This window comes from Martelella mediterranea DSM 17316 (genome assembly GCF_002043005.1).
Classification (GTDB): Bacteria; Pseudomonadota; Alphaproteobacteria; order Rhizobiales; family Rhizobiaceae; genus Martelella; species Martelella mediterranea.
The window spans coordinates 1,590,688-1,611,318 of record NZ_CP020330.1 but is presented as its reverse complement, the minus strand read 5'-3'; the positions used below and the strand labels follow the sequence as shown (position 1 = coordinate 1,611,318).

The 20,631-nt window shown below is 63.7% G+C and carries 28 protein-coding genes and 1 other RNA gene; 14 read left to right on the top strand and 15 right to left on the bottom strand.

The window, feature by feature from the left end:
- Positions 1–13 precede the first annotated feature (13 nt).
- On the bottom strand, positions 14–826 hold the full coding sequence (locus Mame_RS07495; RefSeq protein ID WP_018065106.1) for a c-type cytochrome: 813 nt from the start codon (positions 824–826) through the stop codon (positions 14–16).
- A 198-nt stretch (positions 827–1,024) separates the two neighbouring features.
- Between Mame_RS07495 and Mame_RS07490 the strand changes: the two genes are divergently transcribed.
- Both Mame_RS07490 and Mame_RS07485 read left to right on the top strand, forming a co-directional pair.
- A complete protein-coding gene (locus Mame_RS07490; RefSeq protein ID WP_051085111.1) occupies positions 1,025–1,732 on the top strand; it encodes a 3-deoxy-manno-octulosonate cytidylyltransferase in 708 nt (235 codons plus the stop codon).
- On the top strand, positions 1,729–2,604 hold the full coding sequence (locus tag Mame_RS07485; protein WP_018065104.1) for a prephenate dehydratase: 876 nt from the start codon (positions 1,729–1,731) through the stop codon (positions 2,602–2,604). Before Mame_RS07490 ends, Mame_RS07485 begins: the two co-directional genes overlap by 4 nt.
- A gap of 40 nt (positions 2,605–2,644) precedes the next feature.
- Here Mame_RS07485 and Mame_RS07480 read toward each other — a convergent pair whose 3' ends face one another.
- The 4 genes from Mame_RS07480 to Mame_RS07465 all read right to left on the bottom strand — a co-directional run bounded on the left by Mame_RS07480 (position 2,645) and on the right by Mame_RS07465 (position 5,138).
- The gene (locus Mame_RS07480; protein ID WP_018065103.1) at positions 2,645–3,019 is read right to left on the bottom strand and encodes a VOC family protein; all 375 of its coding nucleotides are present in this window, start codon (positions 3,017–3,019) and stop codon (positions 2,645–2,647) included.
- 72 nt (positions 3,020–3,091) lie between these two features.
- Positions 3,092–3,778, bottom strand: coding sequence for a helix-turn-helix transcriptional regulator (locus Mame_RS07475; protein ID WP_018065102.1), 687 nt, complete (start codon positions 3,776–3,778; stop codon positions 3,092–3,094).
- A gap of 2 nt (positions 3,779–3,780) precedes the next feature.
- Positions 3,781–4,734, bottom strand: coding sequence for an NAD(+) diphosphatase (gene nudC / locus Mame_RS07470; protein ID WP_018065101.1), 954 nt, complete (start codon positions 4,732–4,734; stop codon positions 3,781–3,783).
- Positions 4,731–5,138: an HIT family protein gene (locus tag Mame_RS07465; protein ID WP_018065100.1), complete on the bottom strand. Its 408-nt coding sequence runs from the start codon at positions 5,136–5,138 to the stop codon at positions 4,731–4,733. Before Mame_RS07465 ends, nudC begins: the two co-directional genes overlap by 4 nt.
- Before the next feature lie 154 nt (positions 5,139–5,292).
- Between Mame_RS07465 and ffs the strand changes: the two genes are divergently transcribed.
- From ffs to recR, 6 genes are all read left to right on the top strand, one after another.
- An RNA gene (ffs, locus tag Mame_RS07460) (signal recognition particle sRNA small type) lies at positions 5,293–5,389 on the top strand.
- A 28-nt stretch (positions 5,390–5,417) separates the two neighbouring features.
- A complete protein-coding gene (locus Mame_RS07455) occupies positions 5,418–5,888 on the top strand; it encodes a YbaK/EbsC family protein (protein WP_018065099.1) in 471 nt (156 codons plus the stop codon).
- 127 nt (positions 5,889–6,015) lie between these two features.
- Positions 6,016–7,884 carry a DNA polymerase III subunit gamma/tau gene (locus Mame_RS07450; RefSeq protein WP_018065098.1) on the top strand — a complete coding sequence of 623 codons (1,869 nt, stop codon included), beginning with the start codon at positions 6,016–6,018 and terminating at the stop codon, positions 7,882–7,884.
- A 22-nt stretch (positions 7,885–7,906) separates the two neighbouring features.
- Positions 7,907–8,230, top strand: a complete 324-nt coding sequence (locus Mame_RS07445) for a YbaB/EbfC family nucleoid-associated protein (protein ID WP_018065097.1) — start codon at positions 7,907–7,909, stop codon at positions 8,228–8,230.
- Positions 8,231–8,240: 10 nt separating this feature from the next.
- Entirely contained in the window at positions 8,241–8,852 is a 612-nt protein-coding gene (locus Mame_RS07440) for a LysE family translocator (protein WP_018065096.1), read from the top strand.
- A 347-nt stretch (positions 8,853–9,199) separates the two neighbouring features.
- Positions 9,200–9,805, top strand: a complete 606-nt coding sequence (recR, locus tag Mame_RS07435) for a recombination mediator RecR (protein ID WP_018065095.1) — start codon at positions 9,200–9,202, stop codon at positions 9,803–9,805.
- Between the two features lie 71 nt (positions 9,806–9,876).
- Here recR and Mame_RS07430 read toward each other — a convergent pair whose 3' ends face one another.
- Both Mame_RS07430 and Mame_RS07425 read right to left on the bottom strand, forming a co-directional pair.
- Positions 9,877–10,656, bottom strand: a complete 780-nt coding sequence (locus tag Mame_RS07430) for an aminoglycoside nucleotidyltransferase ANT9 (protein WP_018065094.1) — start codon at positions 10,654–10,656, stop codon at positions 9,877–9,879.
- 99 nt (positions 10,657–10,755) lie between these two features.
- Positions 10,756–11,367, bottom strand: coding sequence for an HAD-IA family hydrolase (locus tag Mame_RS07425; RefSeq protein WP_018065093.1), 612 nt, complete (start codon positions 11,365–11,367; stop codon positions 10,756–10,758).
- A 99-nt stretch (positions 11,368–11,466) separates the two neighbouring features.
- On the opposite strand from Mame_RS07425, the gene Mame_RS07420 reads away from it, so the two are divergent.
- From Mame_RS07420 to arsB, 3 genes are read left to right on the top strand one after another with little or no spacing between them, the layout of a single operon-like run.
- A complete protein-coding gene (locus Mame_RS07420; protein ID WP_018065092.1) occupies positions 11,467–11,850 on the top strand; it encodes an ArsR/SmtB family transcription factor in 384 nt (127 codons plus the stop codon).
- Positions 11,831–12,358, top strand: a complete 528-nt coding sequence (locus Mame_RS07415; protein WP_018065091.1) for an arsenate reductase ArsC — start codon at positions 11,831–11,833, stop codon at positions 12,356–12,358. Before Mame_RS07420 ends, Mame_RS07415 begins: the two co-directional genes overlap by 20 nt.
- A 1-nt stretch (position 12,359) precedes the next feature.
- The gene (gene arsB, locus Mame_RS07410; RefSeq protein WP_018065090.1) at positions 12,360–13,433 is read left to right on the top strand and encodes an ACR3 family arsenite efflux transporter; all 1,074 of its coding nucleotides are present in this window, start codon (positions 12,360–12,362) and stop codon (positions 13,431–13,433) included.
- Here the strand turns inward: arsB and Mame_RS07405 are convergent.
- Both Mame_RS07405 and Mame_RS26595 read right to left on the bottom strand, forming a co-directional pair.
- Entirely contained in the window at positions 13,400–13,951 is a 552-nt protein-coding gene (locus Mame_RS07405; protein ID WP_018065089.1) for a disulfide bond formation protein B, read from the bottom strand. The genes arsB and Mame_RS07405 overlap by 34 nt on opposite strands.
- Positions 13,952–13,963: 12 nt before the next feature.
- Positions 13,964–14,116, bottom strand: a complete 153-nt coding sequence (locus Mame_RS26595; RefSeq protein ID WP_155122048.1) for a DUF5993 family protein — start codon at positions 14,114–14,116, stop codon at positions 13,964–13,966.
- A gap of 198 nt (positions 14,117–14,314) precedes the next feature.
- On the opposite strand from Mame_RS26595, the gene Mame_RS07400 reads away from it, so the two are divergent.
- Positions 14,315–14,821: an RNA pyrophosphohydrolase gene (locus Mame_RS07400; RefSeq protein WP_018065086.1), complete on the top strand. Its 507-nt coding sequence runs from the start codon at positions 14,315–14,317 to the stop codon at positions 14,819–14,821.
- A gap of 75 nt (positions 14,822–14,896) precedes the next feature.
- Here Mame_RS07400 and bfr read toward each other — a convergent pair whose 3' ends face one another.
- The 6 genes from bfr to dnaN all read right to left on the bottom strand — a co-directional run bounded on the left by bfr (position 14,897) and on the right by dnaN (position 19,146).
- Positions 14,897–15,382, bottom strand: a complete 486-nt coding sequence (gene bfr / locus Mame_RS07395) for a bacterioferritin (protein WP_018065085.1) — start codon at positions 15,380–15,382, stop codon at positions 14,897–14,899.
- Positions 15,330–15,659, bottom strand: a complete 330-nt coding sequence (locus Mame_RS27250; RefSeq protein WP_079920719.1) for a (2Fe-2S)-binding protein — start codon at positions 15,657–15,659, stop codon at positions 15,330–15,332. Before Mame_RS27250 ends, bfr begins: the two co-directional genes overlap by 53 nt.
- Positions 15,660–15,804: 145 nt before the next feature.
- Positions 15,805–15,993 (bottom strand): hypothetical protein, encoded by a 189-nt coding sequence (locus Mame_RS07385; protein ID WP_018065083.1) that lies wholly within the window; start codon positions 15,991–15,993, stop codon positions 15,805–15,807.
- 114 nt (positions 15,994–16,107) lie between these two features.
- On the bottom strand, positions 16,108–17,079 hold the full coding sequence (locus tag Mame_RS07380) for a complex I NDUFA9 subunit family protein (protein WP_018065082.1): 972 nt from the start codon (positions 17,077–17,079) through the stop codon (positions 16,108–16,110).
- 145 nt (positions 17,080–17,224) lie between these two features.
- Positions 17,225–17,935, bottom strand: coding sequence for an orotidine-5'-phosphate decarboxylase (pyrF, locus tag Mame_RS07375; protein ID WP_018065081.1), 711 nt, complete (start codon positions 17,933–17,935; stop codon positions 17,225–17,227).
- A 92-nt stretch (positions 17,936–18,027) separates the two neighbouring features.
- Positions 18,028–19,146 carry a DNA polymerase III subunit beta gene (dnaN, locus tag Mame_RS07370; RefSeq protein ID WP_018065080.1) on the bottom strand — a complete coding sequence of 373 codons (1,119 nt, stop codon included), beginning with the start codon at positions 19,144–19,146 and terminating at the stop codon, positions 18,028–18,030.
- 201 nt (positions 19,147–19,347) lie between these two features.
- Between dnaN and rsmI the strand changes: the two genes are divergently transcribed.
- Together rsmI and Mame_RS07360 are read left to right on the top strand one after the other, a co-directional pair.
- Positions 19,348–20,241 (top strand): 16S rRNA (cytidine(1402)-2'-O)-methyltransferase, encoded by an 894-nt coding sequence (rsmI, locus tag Mame_RS07365; RefSeq protein WP_018065079.1) that lies wholly within the window; start codon positions 19,348–19,350, stop codon positions 20,239–20,241.
- Positions 20,234–20,596 carry a YraN family protein gene (locus Mame_RS07360; RefSeq protein ID WP_018065078.1) on the top strand — a complete coding sequence of 121 codons (363 nt, stop codon included), beginning with the start codon at positions 20,234–20,236 and terminating at the stop codon, positions 20,594–20,596. Before rsmI ends, Mame_RS07360 begins: the two co-directional genes overlap by 8 nt.
- The last annotated feature ends 35 nt before the right edge of the window (positions 20,597–20,631 follow it).

The following is a 20,631-nucleotide window of genomic DNA, read 5'->3' as shown; positions in this document are numbered from 1 at the left end:
AGCCCCGTTTCATTTATTCGCTCTTTTCAGGCTGCTCGACATCGGCGGCGCCGGGCGGCGTGGCCTCGGGGTTGTCGGTGGGTTCGGCCGTCGTGCCTTGCGGGTTGGCAGGGCCCGCATCGGCATCGCCGGCAGCCTCATCCGTTGCCGCGGGGGCCGGCTCGCTGCCTTGTGACGGCGATGCCTCGGCGCCTTCACCGGCCTCGCCTGCTCCGTCGCCGGTTGCCGCGCCGTCGTCGGTCGCCGCGCCATCTTCGGCCGCTGCGGCATCGTCCTCGGCCGGCGGCTCGGGGAACGGCACCGGATCGTTCGACATGGTGCTGAGATAGGCGATCAGGTCGGCGCGATCCTTGTCGGAGGAAAGACCGGCAAAGCCCATGGCCGTGCCCGGGACATCCTTCTTCGGCGCCTTGATGAAGACGTTCAGGTTCTCATAGGTCCACAGCTTGCTGCCGCCCTCGGAAAAATCCTGCATCGCGGCGGAATAGGAAAAACCCTCATGGCTGGCGATCGGGCGGTCAACGACGTCCCAGAGGTTCGGACCCACCTTGTTGGGCCCGCCCTCGGTGTCGGTGTGACAGGCCTGACAGCGCTTGAAAACGCGCTCGCCGGCTTCGGCATTGGCATCGACGAGCAGAACGGCGATCGGCGTCTCTTCCTCGGCAACGGGAGCGCCGCCGCCCGGGGTCTCGGCAACCTCGATGACGAAACCTTCCTTTTCGGGATGGTGCGGGTCGAAGATCGCTTCTGAGATGAAAGATACCGTCATCAGGACGAAGACCGTCCCCAACAGGGCCGCGAGGACCATATTGAGATTGAATTTCATTGCGTTGCCGCTCCCCTTCCGTCCAGCCTCTCTACCGGACACCTTGCATTCTTGCAGAACCTATGTCTTTTGATGCCGCGATGCAACGCCGCATCGGCATGCACACCGGCCCGTCAGACTGTCAGTGGCAAATTAACGGAGAGCTTGCAAGTGGCGATCGACAAATCCGATGAAACGATCATTCTTATTCCCGCCCGGATGGCCTCCAGCCGCCTCCCCGGCAAGCCGCTGGCCGATATCGCCGGCCGGCCAATGATCGTCCATGTCGCCGAACGCGCGCGCGAATCAGACATGGGCCGCGTGGTCGTCGCCGTCGATGACGCCGCCGTTTTCGAGGCCGTCGAGGCGGCCGGATTCGAGGCGGTGATGACCGGCATGGCGCACCAGTCCGGTTCCGACCGTATCCACGAGGCGCTCGGCAAGGTCGATCCCGACGGCCGCGCCCAACTGGTCGTCAACGTCCAGGGCGACCTGCCGACCCTCGACCCGGCGCTGATCAAGGCTTCGCTGGCCCCGCTTTCCGAACCCGCGGTCGATATCGCGACGCTAACGGTCGAGATCACCGACGAGGCCGAAAAGACCGCCTCGCAGGTGGTCAAGCTCGTCGGCTCACCGGTCGGGCCCACAAGGCTGCGCGCGCTTTACTTTACCCGCGCGACCGCCCCTTGGGGCGAGGGCCCGCTCTACCACCACATAGGACTTTATACCTATCGGCGCGCCGCCCTCGAGCGCTTCGTCTCGCTGCCGGTCTCGCCGCTGGAAGGGCGCGAGAAGCTGGAGCAGTTGCGTGCGCTGGAAGCCGGCATGCGCATCGATGCCGAGATCGTCACGACCGTGCCGCTCGGCGTCGATACCGCCGAGGACCTCGAAAAGGCGCGCCGCATTCTGGAAGGTGTCACCTCATGATCATGAAAACCAACCGCATCTCGTTCCAGGGCGAATACGGCGCCAATTCCGACATGGCCTGCCGGGACATGTATCCCGACATGGAGCCGCTGCCCTGCAAGACCTTCGAGGATGCGTTCCTGGCGGTCGAGAACGGCGATGCCGATCTGGCGATGATCCCGATCGAGAACACGCTCGCTGGCCGCGTCGCCGATATCCATTACCAGCTCCCCGATTCGCACCTGTCGATCATCGGCGAATATTTCATGCCGATCCGCTTCCAGTTGATGGCGCTGCCGGGCGTGAAGCTCGATGATATCAAGACCGTTCACAGCCACATCCACGCGCTCGGCCAGTGCCGAAAGATCATCCGCCGCAACAAGTGGAACGCGGTAATCGCCGGCGATACGGCGGGCGCTGCCATGCTGGTGAAGGAAAAGGGCGACCGTTCCATGGCGGCGCTGGCCCCGCGCCTTGCCGCCTCGCTTTACGGGCTCGATATCCTGGCCGAGAACGTCGAGGACAGCGAGAGCAACATCACGCGGTTCGTGATTCTGTCCGACAAGACGAAGCGAGCGGAGCCGGGCGGCGAAGACCGCACGATCGTCACCACCTTCATCTTCAACGTCCGCAATATTCCGGCCGCGCTCTACAAGGCGCTTGGCGGTTTTGCCACCAACGGCATCAACATGACCAAGCTGGAAAGCTACCAGATCGGCGGCAAGTTCATCGCCACCCAGTTCTATGCCGATATCGAGGGGCATCCGGACGATTCGGCCGTGGCGCGAGCGCTGGAGGAACTCGAATTCTTCACCGAGAAGGTGCGCATCCTGGGCGTCTATGAAGGCCACCCAATGCGCCGTCACCTGCAGTCGCTGGACGACATTTCGTAGCCGCCAGGCCCCGGACGGCTGCCGCCCGGGGCTTTTGGCCTCAGTTATCCGGCTGGCACACGCGAATGCGGTGACCGTCTGGATCGGTGATCACGAATGTCGGGCCGAACGCCGCCGTGACCAGCGGCTGAATGACGGTCATCCCGTCCGCTTTCACGCGGTCATACAACGCCTCCACGCCGCCCTCATCAGCCGCCATGATGCCGATTTCGACCGATCCCGGACCGCCTTCCGCCGGCGGATGGGCCGTCGACTTGCGCCACAGGCCGAGCGTCATGCCGGCATCGGTGGTGAGCGATGAAAAGCCGTCGGAAAGCGCCATCGGCTTCAATCCGAGAAAGTCGGCGTAGAACTCAGCGCTCGCCTTCGGGTCTTCGACATAGAGAACGACAAGGTTGAAAGGAAGTGCGGTCATTGGGTTTCTCCTTCGTTTGCGGGAACGAGGAGAGCCTTAAGGCCTGCCGGTGACAGGTTCTGTCAGCAGCCTTCACGTATAATTCATCGTTCGCCGCCATTCGGCCAGCAGCGCCGCGCGGCGTTTCGGGTAGCGCTCGCCGGGCTCCGTCATGCTTGCGATCCGGTCGGTGCGGAAATGGCGGAAATCCTGACGCAACTCGCACCAGCCGAGAACCACACGCACGCTCTCGAAATAGGCGAGGCCGAACGGCCAGATGATCCTGCGGGTGATCGCGCCGGCCTCATCGCTGTAGCCGATCTCGAGCTTTCGCTCATGGCGGATCGCGCTTCGAAGCGCCGGGATATCGGCCTTCTCCTCGACAAGCGCACGCGGACCGATGATCAGCGCCGTTTCATCCACCGCATCGCAGAGCGCAGGCGGTAGCACGGCCGTGATCTTGGCAAGGGCGGCCGCGGCGGCTTCGGAAAGCTTGGCATCGGTGGATCTCGCCACCCAGCGGCTGCCGAGCACCAGCGCCTCGATCTCCTCCTGCGAGAACATCATCGGCGGCAACAGGAAGCCCGGACGCAGCACATAGCCGACGCCCGCCTCGCCTTCGATCGCCGCGCCCTGCGCCCTCAGGCTCGCGATATCGCGGTAGAGTGTTCTGAGACTGATGCCGAGCTCATCGGCAAGGCTGCTGCCTGAAACCGGATAGCGATGGCCGCGCAGCACCTGCAAGAGCGCCAGCAGCCGTTCCGAGCGCGAGCCGGCCACCGCTATTTCCAGTCGAGGAAATCGCGCACCAGCCGGAAGGCGATCGCGCCATCCGGCGGCGCGTTGATGCCGTCTGGATGCGTGCCGTCAACGATTGCGGCAAGCTCGTCGCGGGAAAACCAGCGACAGTCTTCAAGCTCGGCGTCATCCGGGCTGATATCGAAGTTTTCCGCCTTGCCGTAGCAGCCGAGCATCAGCGAATGCGGCATCGGCCAGGGCTGGGAGGCATGATAGCGCACCGCGCCGACGCGGATGCCGGATTCCTCCAGCGTCTCGCGCCGCACCGCGTCCTCGACGGTCTCGCCGGGCTCCAGAAAGCCGGCGAGGCAGGAATAGCGGCCGGCCGGGAAATGCGGGCTGCGCCCCAGCAGAACACGGTCGCCGGCCTCATCCACGATCAGCATGATCACCACCGGATCGGTGCGCGGAAACATCATGTTGCCGCAGGCCGTGCATTCGCGCCGAAACCCGCCGGCGGCCGACTTCGACGGCGAACCGCAGCGGCCGCAGAAGCGGTGATTGTCAATCCAGGCGTTGAGGCTGACGGCGAGCGCGAAGGCGCCGAGCGTGGCGCGATCGAGCATGCTTTCGCTGTAGGCGGCGCGGGTGGTGAGCGCCTTCAGATGCCCCGGCAGGGCCTCGGGATCGAGGCCGAGCTTGATCGAGATCAGCGGCGCGCCGGAGGGCTCGCGGCCGAGCAGGATCGCGCTTTCGGGATCGGGAGAATACGCCGCCAGCTCATAACGGGCGAAATAGGGATCGAGCACCTGGCGCTCATGCTTGACGATGCCCTTGCCGCCGGCAAAGCCGAAAAAACGGGCATTGGGCTCGGCGGCGGCCTTTTCCAGCGTTTCCTCGTCGCGGTGTTCGCTGTCGCGGATGATCCGGCAGCCGGCAAAGGCGGTCAGCGCGCTCGGATCCTCGTGCGGGCCGGCCTTGAAGAACAGTGATGTCATGCCATTGCCTCTGCAATCTTGCGCGCCAGGGCCGCGCAGTCGTCATCGGAGCGCGACTCCCGCGTGCCGTAGCCCCAGATCGGACCCGGCCAGTTGGCATCGCCCTCGAACCGGGCGACGACATGGACATGGAGCTGGCGCACCATGTTGCCGATCGCCGCGATATTGATCTTGGTCGCGCCGGTGACGGCTTTCAGCGCCTTGGCCGCCTCATTGACCTCGAAGGTCAGCATGGTCTGGTCGAGCGGCGCCAGATCGAACATCTCCTCGATCCCGGCACGCTGCGGCACGGCCAGCAGCCAGGGCCAGCGCGCATCGCGCATCAGCCGCAACTGGCAGAGCCCCAGATCGGCGATCGCCATGCTGTCGCGCTCGAGACGCGGATCGATCTGAAATTCCTGCATGTCGTTCCTTCGCAATGACTCGCTCCATCTGTATCAAATGGGACGACGACGGCAAATGCCAATCCGCAGCGCCGAGGCGCACGGCGATCCTTAAGCCAGATTTTTTCGCCGCCAAGCTTGCATTCACCGGCCGAATTGACGATATGTCCGGACGGGAGGCTGGTGGTGGACGTGCCACTCGCCAACCGGGTCAGGTCCGGAAGGAAGCAGCCCCAACGAGTTGTGTACGGGTCATCGTGCCGGCCTCCCACCTTATCGACGGATCGTTCCGGAGACGCCATGAGCCTCGAAAGCGTGCGCGCCCATCTCGACACGGCCGCCCCCGACATCGACATCATCGAGACCGAAGCCTCAAGCGCGACGGTGGAAGAGGCAGCAAGCGCCCATAATGTCGCCCCCGCTCAGATCGCCAAGACGCTCTCCTTCAGCGTGAAGGATGACGTGTTTCTGCTGGTCGCGCGCGGCGATGCGCGGATCGACAACAAGAAGGCCAAGGCGGCCTTTGGCGGCAAGGTGAAAATGCTGCCGCTCGAAGACGTCGAGGCGATCACCGGCCATCCGGTCGGCGGCGTCTGCCCCTTCGGCCTCGCAAGCCCGATCCGGGTTTACTGCGATGAAAGCCTGAAGGCGTTCGACGAGGTGGTGCCGGCCGCAGGCTCCCGCAATGCCGCGATCCGGATTGCGCCCGAAAGGCTTGCCGAAATCACCGGCGCCGACTGGGTCGATGTCTGTGCCGAGCCCGCTGCCTGACATCGGCCTCAGAAATTCTGTGCATTTCGCCGAAAGCTCTGCCAGACTGAGCCGCACTCTGTGACAGAGCCGCACGGCATGGGCTATTGTTGAAAACCCGGTCGCAAACCGGACAGGAAAGGTGGCAATGGCCGAGAACGAACAGCAGCGCGAAAAAGACGCCGGATACCGCGTGCTTGCGCGCAAGTACCGTCCGAAGGATTTCTCCGACCTGATGGTCGGCCAGGAGGCGATGGTGCGCACGCTGACCAACGCCTTCGAGACCGGCCGCATCGCCCAGGCCTATATGCTGACCGGGGTGCGCGGCGTCGGCAAGACCACCACCGCCCGGATTCTCGCCCGCGGCCTCAACTACAAGTCCGACGCCATCGACAAGCCGACGATCGAGCTGAAGGAAATCGGCGAGCACTGCCAGGCGATCATGGAAGGTCGCCATGTCGACGTGATCGAGATGGACGCCGCCTCCCATACCGGCATCGACGATATCCGCGAGATCATCGATCAGGTGCGCTACCGGCCCTCGACCGCGCGCTACAAGGTCTACATCATCGACGAGGTGCACATGCTCTCCAACCAGGCCTTCAACGGCCTGCTGAAGACGCTGGAAGAGCCGCCCGAGCATGTGAAATTCATCTTCGCCACCACTGAAATCCGGAAAGTTCCGATCACGGTGCTGTCGCGCTGCCAGCGCTTCGACCTGCGCCGGATTCCGGCCGCCGATCTGGTGCGGCTGTTTTCCACGATTGCCGCCAAGGAAGGCGTCGAGATCGAGGACGAGGCGGTGCAGATGATCGCCCGCGCCGCCGAGGGCTCGGCGCGCGACGGGCTGTCGCTGCTCGACCAGGCGATTTCGCATGGCAGCGGCCATGTGGAAGCATCCGCCGTGCGGGCGATGCTGGGCCTTGCCGACCGCGCCCGGATTGTCGATCTGTTCGGCCATATCGTGACCGGCGATGTTGCTGCGGCGCTGGCCGAATTCCAGTCGCAGTATGAGGCCGGGGCCAATCCCGTGGTCGTGCTCAATGATCTTGCGGATTTCACCCATCTGGTGACGCGGTTGAAATATGTGCCCGAGGGCGCGGAAGACGTGTCGCTGAGCGAGATCGAACGCACTGCGGGCGCCGGCTTTGCCGAAAAGGTCGCGGTCTCCGCGCTGTCGCGCATCTGGCAGATGCTGCTGAAGGGCATTCCCGAGACCGAAAACGCCGCCCGCCCGCTGGGCGCCGCCGAAATGGTGCTGATCCGCCTCGCCCACGCCGCAAGCCTGCCCTCGCCGGAAGATGCCGCCCGCAGGCTGCTGGCGCTGGAGGAGGGCGGCGCAGCGGCGGCCCCATCCGCGCCGCCGGCCGGTCGCCCGCAGGGTGGCGGTTCCGGCAGCGCCAATGCCGTTTCCGCCCGCCAGACCGGCGAAGCGCCCCGCCAATCCGCGACCGTCACCATGCTGCATCCGCAAAGCGCAGAAGCCCGCCAACCGGAGATCGCGCCGCAGCCGGAAACCGTGGAGGCCGAGCCGGAGCCCGCCCCCGAACCGCAGAAGACCTCGGCGATCAAATCGCTGCAGGACATTACAGACCTTTGCTCGAAGAACCGCGCGATCAAGATGCGCTCGGAAATCCGCAATTTCGTGCGGCTGGTGCGGCTTGAGCCCGGCCGGCTGGAGGTCAACCTTCTGCCCGGCACATCCGCGACCTTCCTCAACGATCTCGGCGCGAAGCTTCGCGAATGGACCGGCGAGAGCTGGTTCGTCAGCCTCAGCAAGGAGGCCGGCGCGCCGACGCTGCTGGAAGCCGAGGAAGCCGAGCGCGAGCAGCGCTTCCGCGATGCCCGCGAGGACCCGGATATCGCCGCGATCCTGAAATTCTTCCCCGGCGCGGAAATCCGCGACGTCCGCGTGCGCGCCGAGACGGAAACACCCGATACGGCAGACGGCGATGCGCCCGACGCCGCCGTCAACGAGGATGGCGACGTGCTGCCGGAAGACGATATCGACGAATAGAAACAACATTCAAGGAGATGACATGCGCGATCTGATGGGCATGATGGGCAAGGTCAAGGAAATGCAGGCCAAGATGGAGCAGCTGCAGGAAGAGATCGCGGCCGCCCGGGTGGAAGGCGTTTCCGGCGGCGGCATGGTGCAGATCGAAATGACCGGCAAGGGCGACATGCTGTCGATCAAGATCGATCCGAGCCTGCTTAACGGCGACGAGGCCGAGATGCTGGAAGACCTGATCGTCGCCGCCCACCGCGACGCCAAGGACCGCGCCGGCGAGAAGGCGGAGGAAATGACCAAGGAACTGACCGCCGGTCTGCCGATCCCGCCCGGCATGAAGCTGCCCTTCTGAGGACAGCGCCATGACGCTCGGCGCGCTCGCCCTGTTCGCCATCACGCTGTTCGTCGCCGCCGGCTCTCCAGGGCCGAGCGTGGCAGCCCTCGTCGCCCGCGTCTTGTCGCGCGGGCACCGCGACGTGCTGCCGTTTCTGGCGGCGATGTGGCTGGGCGAGGCGCTGTGGCTGACGCTGGCGGTGTTCGGGCTGGCGGCCGTCGCCACCAGCTTTCATGGCGTGTTTGTGGCGATCAAATGGGCGGGCGTCGCCTATCTTTTCTGGCTCGCCTGGAAGATGTGGTTCGCAAGGACAGAGACCGCCGGCGCGGAACTGCCGCAGGCAAGCTCCGGCTGGAAGATGTTTTTGACCGGCATCAGCATCACCATCGGCAACCCGAAGATCATGATGTTCTATGTGGCGCTGCTGCCGACGATCCTCGATCTCGCAAGCGTCACCCTTGTCGGCTGGCTGGAACTCACCGTCACGCTGCTGCTGGTGCTCGCCGTGGTCGATCTCGCATGGGTGTTCCTGGCCACCAGGGCCCGCCGGCTGCTGAAAAGCCCCCGCGCCATGAAGATCGCCAACCGCCTCAGCGCTGGCATGATCGGCGGCGCAGCCGTGGCGATAGCGACGCGGTAGGGTGGGAAATGACTGGGTCCTCGCGGTTTGCGTGAGCCCCCCTCATCCGGCCTGCGGCCACCTTCTCCCCTCAGGGGAGAAGGGGCGGCGCTCCGCGTTCGACGATGGCGTCGGTCGGAGACACCGAGCATGCCCCACGCTCCCCCTCTCCCCGTGGGGAGAGGGTGGCGCGGATGCGCCGGGTGAGGGAGCAGCGCCTGCCGTCATTCCACAATCTTCGCCTTGTCCGCGGGCGTGACCCTAAGCACCGGACAAAACCATCAAAGCAGGTGTGGAATTGAGGGCAGGTCTTGATCCCACGCCGGATAATGTTTCCATTGCCCGCCGCAATCGGATAAAGCGCACTCATGGCAAAACGAGTCACCGGTCCCGAAATCGAAAAACTGATCCAGCTTCTGGCGAAGGTGCCGGGGCTTGGGCCGCGGTCGGCCAGGCGCGCGGCGCTGCATCTGATCAAGAAGCGCGACCAGTTGATGGGCCCGCTCTCCGGCGCGATGCAGGATGCCTATGACAAGGTGCAGATCTGCTCCACCTGCGGCAATGTCGACACATCCGATCCCTGCACGATCTGCACCGATCCGACCCGCGACCAGGGCCTCGTCATCGTGGTGGAGGATGTCGGCGATCTGTGGGCGCTGGAGCGCGCGGCGGCGCTCAACGCCGCCTATCACGTGCTCGGCGGCACGCTGTCGCCGCTTGACGGCATCGGGCCGGACGATCTCACCATCGCCGCCCTTGTCGACCGGGTGAAGGCCGGCGAGGTGCGCGAACTGATCATCGCCGTCAACGCCACCGTCGAGGGCCAGGCGACCGCCCACTACATCACCGATCAGCTCGAAGGCCTCGACATCAAGGTGACCCGGCTTGCCCATGGCGTGCCGGTCGGCGGCGAACTCGACTATCTCGACGAGGGCACGCTGGTGGCAGCGCTCAGGGCGCGGACGAGCCTGTAGCTTACGCGGCTCTCCCGCTTCGATATTCGTGAACTGGCAACCACTGGACCAAGGTTCGTCCAGCCGGAAACCTATCCTGATTTCAGCGCATTGCTGACGCATTCGCCGAGACGCTCCGCCAACTGCCGGGCGGCGTCGCCCTGGTTCGTCCAGTCGTCTGCGACCTCGCCAAGATAGGCCCGGCGCGCATGGTCGAGCATCATGACATCCGGGTTCGGGAGGCGTGGGATCGCCCAACTGGCGGCGGCGTCCTTCGCGAGGAATTTCCCCGTGCTGGCCGTGTACCACATTCGCGCAAACGTCAGCAGGACATTCCGCTCGTCGCCGCGCAGCCCGCTCAGCAGACCGGGAAGGACATCGCGCATCGCCTGCCGGACATGCTCTATCGAGACATCCGGCAGCAGTTCCCCCACATCTGGCCCGAGCAGGGAAATGGCCTGCTGACGAGCCTGTGCGATAATCAGGGAATATTCGGGATCACGTTCGGGTATCGGGATCTCACCGGCCTCGAAGGCGCTCCGCAACCACTCTCCGTAGAGGAATTCAGCCTGCGCCGGGTAGTCACCGCCCGCAAGGTCAGCCTTGCAAAATACCATGACCTCAAGGCAACGGGGCGCGCCGGCTGCGGCAGGGTGACGACCGGAGAGGCGCAAAAGGTCCATCAGCAGAGCTTTGCGCTGGCTCGCGGTCAGCGCGGCGTCAACAACCGCCAGCAGATCAATGTCGCTCTGCGGCCGGAGCCCGCCCGACACCGCAGACCCATGCAGACAAGCACCGAGCAGCGCATCGCCCAGAACGCGGCGCAGGAGAGCCAAGGCCGACTGTATCTGTTCATTTTGATAGGGCTGCATGCCGTCGTTCTAGCCGACATTGCGCATCATCGGAAGGCGACATCAGCGATCAGGCACACCGTCTCCTCCTCGGCGTCTATCCGTGACAACCCCGTCTCCTTACCCGCCGTCTCGCCCGACAGCGTCCAGCAGCGCCTCAAGGTCTTCGCCGCCGGTCCAGTGAAACGCGCGCCAGCCGAAGGCCCGAGCCGCCTCGATATTCTTGAACTGGTCATCCACCAGAACATGGTCCGCTCCGGTAAAGCCGCTCTTTGCCTCGGCTGCCTCGAAGAACGCCGGATCCGGCTTCTTCGCGCCCACAGCCGCCGAATAGACGATCCCGTCGACGCGATCGGAAAGGTTCAGTTGCGCCATCAGGTATTCCGCGCGCAGATGTTCCTGGTTGGTGGCTAGAAAGATGCGGGTTCCGTGCGCGCGCAGCCGGTCGCAGGCCGCAAGCACATCATGGTCGATCGTCGAATCGCGCTCGAACCAGTAGGCCATGAAATCATCCGGCGAGACCGGCGCTGCCAGCACCGGCAGGCATTCCTCCAGCACCTCGCGCAGCGCCTTCCTGCCGGCGACGATCTCCGGCCAGTGCGGTATGAAGAAATGGGTTTCGAGCATGTCCGGATCGATGCCGAGATCACGCTCGATATCGCGGGCCCAGGACTGGCCGTCCGGGCCGCTGATGACGACGCCGTCGACATCCAGCATCAGGCACTTGGTCATGTCGCTCACTCCGCAAGCTTCCGGCCCCTCATACCCTTCCCGATCGCGAAGGCCAAGGTCGATGCTTGACAAAGATCATATATCCATTATTCTGGATATATGGATGAGAATCAGACAATCGCGGCGCTGGCCGCACTGGCGCAGTCGACCCGGCTTCAGACCTTCCGGCTGCTTGTGGAAAGCGAACCGGACGGCATCGCCGCGGGCGAACTCGCCCGCAGGCTCGACGTTCCGCAAAACACCATGTCGGCGCATCTTTCGACGCTTTCCCGTGCCGGCATCGTCGTCAATGAGCGGCAGGGACGTTCGATCATCTACCGGGCCGATCTGGAGCGCTTCCGCGCCGTCATGCTCTATCTCCTGCAGGATTGCTGCGGCGGCAATGCGGACCTCTGCGCGCCGCTGATCGAAGGACTTGCACCCTGTTGCGCCAATGCCGGCCCCACCCACGAGGACAACCGAAATGACCGACCGGATCTATAATGTTCTGTTTCTCTGCACCGGAAATTCCGCCCGTTCCATCATGGCGGAGGCGATCCTGAACAAGGAAGGCGCCGGCCGTTTCCATGCCTTTTCCGCCGGCAGCCGGCCGAAGGGCGAGGTTCATCCGCTGGCTCTCAAGACGCTTGAGACCATGGGCTACCCCACGGAGGGCTTCCGCTCCAAGAGCTGGGACGAGTTTTCCGGACCCGATGCCCCCGAGATCGATTTCATCATCACTGTCTGCGACAATGCAGCCGGCGAGAGCTGCCCGATCATGCGCGGCAGCGGCAGGCGCGCCCATTGGGGCGTGGAAGACCCGGCAGGCGTTTCCGGCACGGAAGAACAAAAGCTGCGCGCCTTCGCCCAGACCGCGACATTCCTGAAAAGCCGGATCATGGCCTTCCTCAATCTGGCCCAGGAAACCATCGATTCCGCAGGGATCGACACGCATATGAAGCAGATCGGCGCCATGGACGGCGCAACCGAGAAAAGCACGAAGGCCATCTGACATGTCCACCTTTGAACGCTACCTGACCGTCTGGGTGGCTCTGTGCATCGTCGCAGGCGTTGCGCTTGGCCATTTCTTCCCCACGGCCTTCCATGCCATTGCCGCCATCGAGGTCGCCAGGGTCAACCTTCCCGTCGCCGTGCTGATCTGGCTGATGATCATACCGATGCTGCTGCGGATCGACTTCGCCGCCCTTGCAGGCGTCGGCCGCCACTGGCGCGGCATCTCCGTCACCCTGTTCGTCAACTGGGCGGTGAAGCCGTTCTCCATGGCACTGCTCGGCTGGCTGTTCATCGGTTGGCTGTTCCGGCCCTATCTGCCCGCCGACCAGATCGATTCCTATATCGCCGGGCTGATCATTCTGGCAGCCGCGCCCTGCACCGCCATGGTGTTCGTCTGGTCGAACCTGACGAAGGGCGAGCCGCATTTCACACTGTCGCAGGTCGCCCTCAACGACGCGATCATGATCGTCGCCTTCGCGCCGATCGTGGCGCTGCTCCTCGGCCTGTCGGCGATTACCGTGCCGTGGGACACGCTGGTGCTGTCGGTCGGGCTCTACATCGTGATCCCGGTGATCATTTCCCAGATTATCCGCCGCTCGCTGCTTGCGGGCGGTTCAACGGTGCGGCTGGATGCCCTCCTTGCGCGCCTTCAACCGGCCTCGCTGGCCGCGCTGCTGGCCACGCTGGTGCTGCTGTTCGGCTTTCAGGGCGAACAGATCATCGCCCAGCCGATGATCATCGCGCTGCTGGCCGTGCCGATCCTGATCCAGGTCTATTTCAACTCCGGCCTCGCCTATCTGCTCAACCGGGCGGCGGGCGAGCAGCATTGCGTTGCCGGACCGTCGGCCCTGATCGGCGCGTCGAACTTCTTCGAGCTGGCCGTCGCCGCCGCCATCAGCCTGTTCGGCTTTCAGTCCGGGGCGGCGCTCGCCACCGTTGTCGGCGTGCTGATCGAGGTGCCGGTGATGCTGTCGGTGGTCTACATCGTCAACCGCAGCAAGGGCTGGTATGAAAGCGGAGCCGCGGTTGCCCGCAACCCTCACCGCCCGGAGAGCGAGTCCAGCGCCTCGTAGCTCGTCGGGTTGTCCGGGCAAAGGCCGAGCCCGCATTCGGCCAGCGTCGAGACGCCGTTGCCGAGCGTCATCAGCGCGAAGAACACGACCGCCACAAGCCCCAGCCCCGAAAGCCGGCGGGCCGGGGCGGTGGCAAAGCCGCCAAGCACCAGCATGACCGCCGAACCGAGAATGACCAGCGCGAACACCAGAAAAGCCCAGGTATAGAAATGTAGGCCGAGGAAGGGATCGCCATAGGCCCCGGTGCCCGGCACCACATGCAGCGCCACCTGCCGGAGCGCCGGCACCGCGCCGGAAAGCGCGCCCAGGATCATCAGCCCGTAATGGCGCGGCGCAACCCCGAAAATGACGTTCAAAGCCAGTCCCACGCCCACCATGACAAAGCCAGCGCGCTGCAGCAGGCAGAGCGGACACGGCAGTTCGCCATAGGCAAATTGTGCATAGAAGGCAAACAGCAGCACGATGGAAATCGCCAACAGGGCAAGCGCGTTCAGTGTCGCGGCCAGTTTTTCACTCATGGCGTTCCCCTCCTAAAGCGACAGATCGAGCGTATCGGTGGCATGGAGCCGGTAGAGCACGACAAGCAGCAGCAAGCCGGCAATCGTGAGCGCCACCGCCGCCCCCTTTCGATCCTTCAGCGCCAGGTAAACCGTGCCCGCGCCGATAAAAAACGGAAGTGCCATCATCCGAAAATCCCCCTCTGCAATACGACGCAAGACATGGCAGGCTTTTCAGGCGCCTGCAAGCAATACGCCGGGGGCACCAGACATTTTATACGCCACGCCAAGCGGCAGCATCTGGCGGGAACGAAGGAATTCCCATTCGCCGCGCTTTGCTTTAGGCATGGCGGAAAGAAACCCCATCGGACGAGACTTTCTCCCATGCGCAAAGCCCATGAACTGCCCTACCGGCCGAATGTCGGCGTGATGATCCTGAACCCTGAAGGCAAGATCTGGCTCGGACGACGCCTGTCGGAAAACAATTCGGAATCCGACGGCTCCCCGCAGCTCTGGCAGATGCCGCAGGGCGGCATCGATCCGGGTGAAACGCCCCTCGAGGCCGCAACCCGCGAGCTTTACGAGGAGACCGGCATGAAATCGGTGGAACTCATCGGAGAGGCGCCCGGCTGGATCAATTACGACCTGCCCGACCACCTGATCGGCATCGGCCTGCGCGGCAGGTTCCGCGGCCAGACCCAGAAATGGTTCGCCTTCCGATTTCTCGGCGACGACAGCGAAATCGCGATCGATCCGCCGCCGGACGGCCATGAACGCGAGTTCGACGCCTGGCAATGGGCCGATATCGAAACCCTCCCCGGGCTGATCGTCACCTTCAAGCGCGCGGTCTATGAAAGGGTCGTCGACGAGTTCCGGCACCTGACGGACTGACGAGCGGGCCGCGCACCATAAAAAAGGCCCGGACAAATCCGGGCCTTAGAGAATCACGAAAGTGCCAGGGAGCGGTTATTCGGCACTCTCGCTCGATGCGGCGTTGAGCTGGGCATATTTCTGCTCGCCGATCGAATCCAGCAGATCGAGCTGGGTTTCGAGAAAGTCGATATGGCCTTCCTCGTCGATCATCAGTTCTTCGAAGAGCTTCATGCTGACGTAATCGCCAGCCTCGTGACAGATGTCACGGGATTCCTTGTAGGAATTGCGCGCTTCGTATTCGCCGGCCAGATCGGATTCAAGCACTTCCTTGACGGTCTGGCCGATACGCAGCGGCGCCACGGTCTGAAGGTTGGGATGGCCTTCGAGGAAGATGATGCGGTCGATCAGCTTGTCGGCGTGATGCATTTCCTCGATCGATTCGGCGCGCTCTTTCTCGGCGAGCTTCGTCAGACCCCAGTCTTTCGTGAGACGGTAATGCAGCCAGTACTGATTGACGGCGCCGAGCTCAAGAAACAGAGCTTCGTTCAGCCGTTCGATAACTTTTTTGTCGCCTTTCAATGTCCGCTCTCCTGTTCTTTTGGTGGAACTCTTTGAGGCGGCTCAAAAAATCACATATCTCAGCTTCGGTCGAGTCACTATTTTTATGATAGGCCTCGGTCGTGCGGACAATGATATCGGCGACATTCGGGAAGCATCCACAGCAGCGGCCGCGCTTGGCCATGCGGTGATAAACCTTGGCGGGAACAATAAGCTGCCAACAGTCCTCGTCGAGCAGCTCGACGATGGTCTGTTCAATTTCCTTTTCGGTAATGAAATTGCAACTGCAAACCAGCATGCTTCCACCATTGACATAAGTCTCTGATGAGAGCTGTTTTGCAAAAGGCGAGGCTGATTGTCAAGATTAAATTATCGTCAGCCCGTCACCAAGGCCCTCACGAAAGCTTGAGCCGGGCCGGACGGAAAATGATCAACGAATGGAATCAGTTGACGGCCGCCAGCGCGCAGGGGTCGACCCCGTAGGCGGGCGCACAGCCGGGCTTGCCCGCGGCAATGCTGCCGGGAGCGGCGAGCGAGGCCGCCATGATCATCAATGCCGCGCCTGCGAACAAAACAGCGATAGACTTACCCATCGTTTCAGAAACCCTTTTGATACGAACCCGCTTGATCATCTTAGCGATGACTTTCCAATAAACAGTAAAGGCGCAACTACTGTGACAGGTTCCCGAATGTGGCGAAATTTTTGCGAAATTGTGGGCAGGATATGCACCCGCCCCATTTTACCGTCAAGCGATTTTCCCGAACTGACCGTGCTGTCGGTACTGAACGAGGTAAGTGCGCAACACCACCTCAAGCTGTGCCGGGCGAATGCCGAGGCCATCGAGCGTGCGCCCCTCCGCCTGCGCTTCTTCGGAGACAACATTGTCCGCTTTCAGAAGCTTGACCTGGTCGGACGTCAACGGCGGCGCGATGAACGGAATGAGGCTGGCAATGCTGCCGAACAATGAAGCGAGGCCGAACGGCATGGAGAGGAGCGCGCGCTTGCGGCCGGTCACCGAGAGCAGCAGTTCGAGACATTCGCGGAAGGTCAGCACGTCGCGACCGCCGAGTTCGTAAACCTTGCCGCCCTCTAGCTTGCCTTCGACGGAACGCGCGATCACCTCGGCGACGTCGCCGACATAGACCGGCTGGAACTTCGTCTCGCCGCCGCCGATCAGCGGCAGGATCGGCGAGATCAGCGACATCTTTCCGAACTTGTTGAAGAAGTCGTCCTCAGGGCCGAAGATGATCGAGGGCCGCACGATCACCGCGTCGGGACAGATTTCGCGGATCGAGGCTTCGGCCACGCCCTTGGAGCGGGCATAGTGTGACGGGCTGTCGGCATCGGCCCCGATGGCGGACACGTGCGTGAGCTTCGCCCCTTCGGAGCAGGTGACTTCGGCCACCAGACGCGCGCCTTCGGTCTGCACCGCATCGAAGCCGTTCTTGCCGCTCTCGAACAGGATGCCGACGCAATTGACGACATGGTCGGCGCCGTGGATGGCGCGGCGCACCGATTCCTCATAACGCAGATTGGCCTGCATGAAGGTGATCTGGCCGACATTGCCGAGCGGCTGGAGAAACAGGGCGAGGTCGGGACGGCGAACGGCAACGCGAATGCGATAGCCCCGTTTGGCCAGCGCCCGGACGACATAGCGACCGACAAAACCGGAACCGCCGAAGACCGTAACCAGCGGGGGAATGTTCGATAGCGTCATGACAAGCCTCTCGTTTGGATGATAGCTCCCCCTTAGCCCAATTGACCGCGAAGGTGAAGGGACAAGAGGTCGCGGCGGTTAATAACGCACAGCCTCGGCGGGCCGCCGTGGCCGCTGCGACACAGGCCGCGGCGCGCGGGGTGTCTCAGCCGTTCGCGGCCCCAAGTATCTCCGCCTCGATGTCATCGACAATCCGCCGGGCGGCGGCTTTCGGGTCGTCGGCCTTGACGATCGGACGGCCGACGACGAGATGGCTCGCGCCGGCGGCGATGGCATCGCGCGGCGTCATCACCCGCTTCTGGTCGTCGGCAACGGAGCCCGCCGGACGGATGCCCGGCGTCACCACCGCCATCTCGGGTCCGATCACGCTGCGCACCGTTCGCGCTTCGGCTGCCGAACAGACCACCCCGCCCATGCCGGCCTCGGCCGCCTGGCGGGCGCGTTTCTCAACCAGGTCCGCGGCAGTTACTGCATAGCCCGCTTCGATCAGGTCTTCGTCGTCCATCGAGGTCAACACGCTGACGCCGAGCAGGCAGAGCGGCGAACCGGCCGCCGCCGCGACAGCCGCGCGCATCGCCTTCGGATAGGCATGCAGCGTCAGCATGGTCACGCCCATCTTCGCGATGTTCTCGACGCCCTTTGCCACTGTGTTGTCGATGTCGAGCAGCTTCATGTCGAGAAAGACCTGCTTGCCGTCCTCGGCCAGTTCGCGCGCAAAGGAAAGCCCGCCGGCGAAGGCGAGCTGATAGCCGATCTTGTAGAAGGAAACGGTGTCGCCAAGCGTTTCGACCATGGCTTCCGCTTCGGCCACGGTCGAAACGTCCAGACCCACGATAAGGCGGTCGCGTGCAGGCATGTCATCGGCTCCTTCGTCTCGTTTCACTGCGATGCAATTGACACAAAACCGCCCGCGCGAAAAGCGAAAAAGCCCCGGCCCTGCCGGCTGCGCTAGACCCGCATCGGCATCAGCACATAGAGCGCGTTCTCGCTGTCGGTGTCGCGCACCAGCGTCGGCGAGCCGGCATCGGCGAACAGGAACACCGCTTCGTCGCCGGTCAACTGACCGGTGATATCGAGCAGATACTTGGCGTTGAAGCCGATATCCATCGGCTCGCTGTCATAGCCGACGGCGAGTTCATCCGTGGCGCTGCCCGAATCGGGGTTGTTGACGGTGAGCGTAAGCTGGCCTTCGGCAAGCGACAGCTTGACCGCACGCCCGCGCTCCGACGACACGGTGGACACGCGGTCGACGGCCTTGGTGAAATCGGCGCAATCGATGCGCATCTCACGGTCATTGTTGGCGGGAATCACGCGCTGGTAATCCGGGAAAGTGCCGTCGATCAGCTTGGAGGTGATCACCACCGAACCGATGGTGAAGCGGATCTTGGCATCCGACACCTCGACCGCGACAATAACCTCCGGATCATCGAGCAGCTTCTGCAGCTCGCCGACCGTCTTGCGCGGTATGATGACGCCCGGCATGTTCTCGCAGCCCGACGGCGCGTCGATTTCGGCGCGCGCCAGACGGTGGCCGTCGGTGGCGACGGCGCGCAGCTTCAGCGCCTTGCCCTCGGCCATGGCGTGGAAATAGATGCCGTTCAGGTAATAGCGGGTTTCCTCGGTCGAGATCGCGAACTGGGTGCGGTCGATCAGCATCTTCAGGTCGCTCGCCTTCAGCTTGAAGGCGTGGCTGAAGGAACCGGCCGTCAGATCGGGAAAATCCTCCTGCGGCAGGCATTGCAGCGAGAATTTGGATTTGCCGGAGGCAACCGAGATGGTCTGGCCGTCGGTGGCCGTGGCCAGCGACACTTCCGCGCCATCGGCGAGCTTGCGCACGATTTCGTAAAGCAGATGCGCCGGCACGGTGGTCGCACCCGCCTGTTCGACCATCGACGCCGTCTTTTCGGTGATTTCGAGATCGAGGTCGGTCGCCTTCATCTCGAGATCGTTCCCTTCGGCCTTCAACAGCACATTGGAGAGAATCGGTATGGTGTTGCGCCGCTCGACCACGCGATGCACATGGTTCAGGGACTTCAGCAGGTTTGATCTCTCAAGCGTGATACGCATGACTTTCGCTTTCACTCTTATTGCGCGGACGGCGACTGGCATGCGCCGCAGGGGCGCAGGCGGGGTGACAAAATGACAGCAAATCCGTCCGGATTGCAAGGGGTGAGACCCCTTACTCCCCATTGATCGCAGGCTGAGACCCCACGCCCCTTGCGAGCGCTCCCATGCCGTGGTCAAACGAACAATGAAAATGCCGGGACAATGGTGATGGAAGACAACAGCAATCGGTTCGAAATCGCGGGCCATCCGATAGAGGCGCGGCCTCTTTCGCCGGGCCTTTATCTGGTGGCGACGCCGATCGGCAATCTCGGCGACATCACCATCCGCGCGCTGGAGACGATTGCCGGCTGCGACATTCTCGCCTGCGAAGACACCCGCGTGACCCGCAAGCTGCTCGATCGCTTCGCGATCCGCAAGCGCCCCTATGCCTATCACGAGCACAATGCCGAAAAGGCAGGCGAGAAGCTGATGGAAGCGCTTTCCGAAGGCAAGACGGTGGCGCTGGTCTCCGATGCCGGCACGCCGCTGGTCTCCGATCCCGGCTACCGGCTGGCGCAGCAGGCGATTGCCGCCGATGTCAAGGTGGTGCCGATCCCCGGCGCGTCCGCGCCGCTCGCCGCCCTCGTCGGCGCCGGCCTGCCGAGCGATGCCTTCCTGTTCGCGGGCTTCCTGCCGGGCAAGGACAAGGCGCGCCGCGACCGGCTGACGGAACTCTCCGACGTGCCGGCAACGCTCGCCTTCTTCGAATCCCCGCATCGCATCGCCGCCACGCTGGACGCCGCCAGCGAGGTGCTCGGCGGCGAGCGGCCGGCCGCCGTCTGCCGCGAACTGACCAAGACCCACGAGACCTTCCGCCGCGGCTCGCTTGCCGAACTGGCGGACCTTTATCGCGACGAGACGGTCAAGGGCGAAATCGTGCTGCTGATCGGGCCGCCGCTGGCCGGGGCCGCCCCGGATGCAGGCGATGTGACAGCGCTCCTGAAAAAGCTCGCGGCCGAAATGCCGGCGGCGAAAGCGGCGGCACAGGCCGCGAAGGAAACCGGCCTGCCCCGCAAGGAACTCTACCAGCAGCTTCTGGCGCTGAAGGATGGCTGACGCGCCGAAAGCCCGGCGCAAGGCCGAACGGCGCGGACATCGCGCCGAATGGCTGGCCGTGCTCTATCTGCGCCTCAAGGGCTACCGCGTCGTCGCCACCCGCTACAAGACCCATGCCGGCGAGATCGACATCATTGCCCGCAAGGGCGATCTCGCCGTGTTCATCGAGGTCAAGGCGCGGCGCGAGGCGCAGGTGGCGATCGACGCAGTCACCCCATCCGCCATGCGCCGCATCCGCGCGACGTCCGATGTCTGGCTGGCGCGCCAGCCCGATTTTCACCGCCTTTCGCAGCGCTACGATATCGTCGCCTGCCTGCCGGGCCGCCTTCCGCGCCATTTTCCCGACGCGTTCTGACCCCGAGCCGCGCGCTTTTACAATTCTGCAACAAA

Bases quoted from the DNA above. Each gene is read 5' to 3' on its own strand.
- Mame_RS07465 (WP_018065100.1), bottom strand. From the start codon at position 5,138: ATGCAGGAATTTCAGATCGATCCGCGTCTCGAGCGCGACAGCATGGCG.
- Mame_RS07445 (WP_018065097.1), top strand. From the start codon at position 7,907: ATGCGCGATCTGATGGGCATGATGGGCAAGGTCAAGGAAATGCAGGCC.
- Mame_RS07360 (WP_018065078.1), top strand. From the start codon at position 20,234: ATGGCTGACGCGCCGAAAGCCCGGCGCAAGGCCGAACGGCGCGGACAT.
- Mame_RS07420 (WP_018065092.1), top strand. From the start codon at position 11,467: ATGGATGAGAATCAGACAATCGCGGCGCTGGCCGCACTGGCGCAGTCG.
- Mame_RS07440 (WP_018065096.1), top strand. From the start codon at position 8,241: ATGACGCTCGGCGCGCTCGCCCTGTTCGCCATCACGCTGTTCGTCGCC.
- Mame_RS27250 (WP_079920719.1), bottom strand. From the start codon at position 15,659: ATGCTGGTTTGCAGTTGCAATTTCATTACCGAAAAGGAAATTGAACAG.
- rsmI (WP_018065079.1), top strand. From the start codon at position 19,348: ATGGTGATGGAAGACAACAGCAATCGGTTCGAAATCGCGGGCCATCCG.
- Mame_RS07485 (WP_018065104.1), top strand. From the start codon at position 1,729: ATGATCATGAAAACCAACCGCATCTCGTTCCAGGGCGAATACGGCGCC.
- Mame_RS07430 (WP_018065094.1), bottom strand. From the start codon at position 10,656: ATGCAGCCCTATCAAAATGAACAGATACAGTCGGCCTTGGCTCTCCTG.
- Mame_RS07400 (WP_018065086.1), top strand. From the start codon at position 14,315: ATGCGCAAAGCCCATGAACTGCCCTACCGGCCGAATGTCGGCGTGATG.
- Mame_RS07380 (WP_018065082.1), bottom strand. From the start codon at position 17,079: ATGACGCTATCGAACATTCCCCCGCTGGTTACGGTCTTCGGCGGTTCC.
- Mame_RS07425 (WP_018065093.1), bottom strand. From the start codon at position 11,367: ATGACCAAGTGCCTGATGCTGGATGTCGACGGCGTCGTCATCAGCGGC.
- arsB (WP_018065090.1), top strand. From the start codon at position 12,360: ATGTCCACCTTTGAACGCTACCTGACCGTCTGGGTGGCTCTGTGCATC.
- Mame_RS07405 (WP_018065089.1), bottom strand. From the start codon at position 13,951: ATGAGTGAAAAACTGGCCGCGACACTGAACGCGCTTGCCCTGTTGGCG.
- recR (WP_018065095.1), top strand. From the start codon at position 9,200: ATGGCAAAACGAGTCACCGGTCCCGAAATCGAAAAACTGATCCAGCTT.
- dnaN (WP_018065080.1), bottom strand. From the start codon at position 19,146: ATGCGTATCACGCTTGAGAGATCAAACCTGCTGAAGTCCCTGAACCAT.
- nudC (WP_018065101.1), bottom strand. From the start codon at position 4,734: ATGACATCACTGTTCTTCAAGGCCGGCCCGCACGAGGATCCGAGCGCG.
- Mame_RS07415 (WP_018065091.1), top strand. From the start codon at position 11,831: ATGACCGACCGGATCTATAATGTTCTGTTTCTCTGCACCGGAAATTCC.
- Mame_RS26595 (WP_155122048.1), bottom strand. From the start codon at position 14,116: ATGGCACTTCCGTTTTTTATCGGCGCGGGCACGGTTTACCTGGCGCTG.
- Mame_RS07385 (WP_018065083.1), bottom strand. From the start codon at position 15,993: ATGATCAAGCGGGTTCGTATCAAAAGGGTTTCTGAAACGATGGGTAAG.
- Mame_RS07495 (WP_018065106.1), bottom strand. From the start codon at position 826: ATGAAATTCAATCTCAATATGGTCCTCGCGGCCCTGTTGGGGACGGTC.
- pyrF (WP_018065081.1), bottom strand. From the start codon at position 17,935: ATGCCTGCACGCGACCGCCTTATCGTGGGTCTGGACGTTTCGACCGTG.
- Mame_RS07480 (WP_018065103.1), bottom strand. From the start codon at position 3,019: ATGACCGCACTTCCTTTCAACCTTGTCGTTCTCTATGTCGAAGACCCG.
- Mame_RS07455 (WP_018065099.1), top strand. From the start codon at position 5,418: ATGAGCCTCGAAAGCGTGCGCGCCCATCTCGACACGGCCGCCCCCGAC.
- Mame_RS07450 (WP_018065098.1), top strand. From the start codon at position 6,016: ATGGCCGAGAACGAACAGCAGCGCGAAAAAGACGCCGGATACCGCGTG.
- Mame_RS07490 (WP_051085111.1), top strand. From the start codon at position 1,025: ATGGCCTCCAGCCGCCTCCCCGGCAAGCCGCTGGCCGATATCGCCGGC.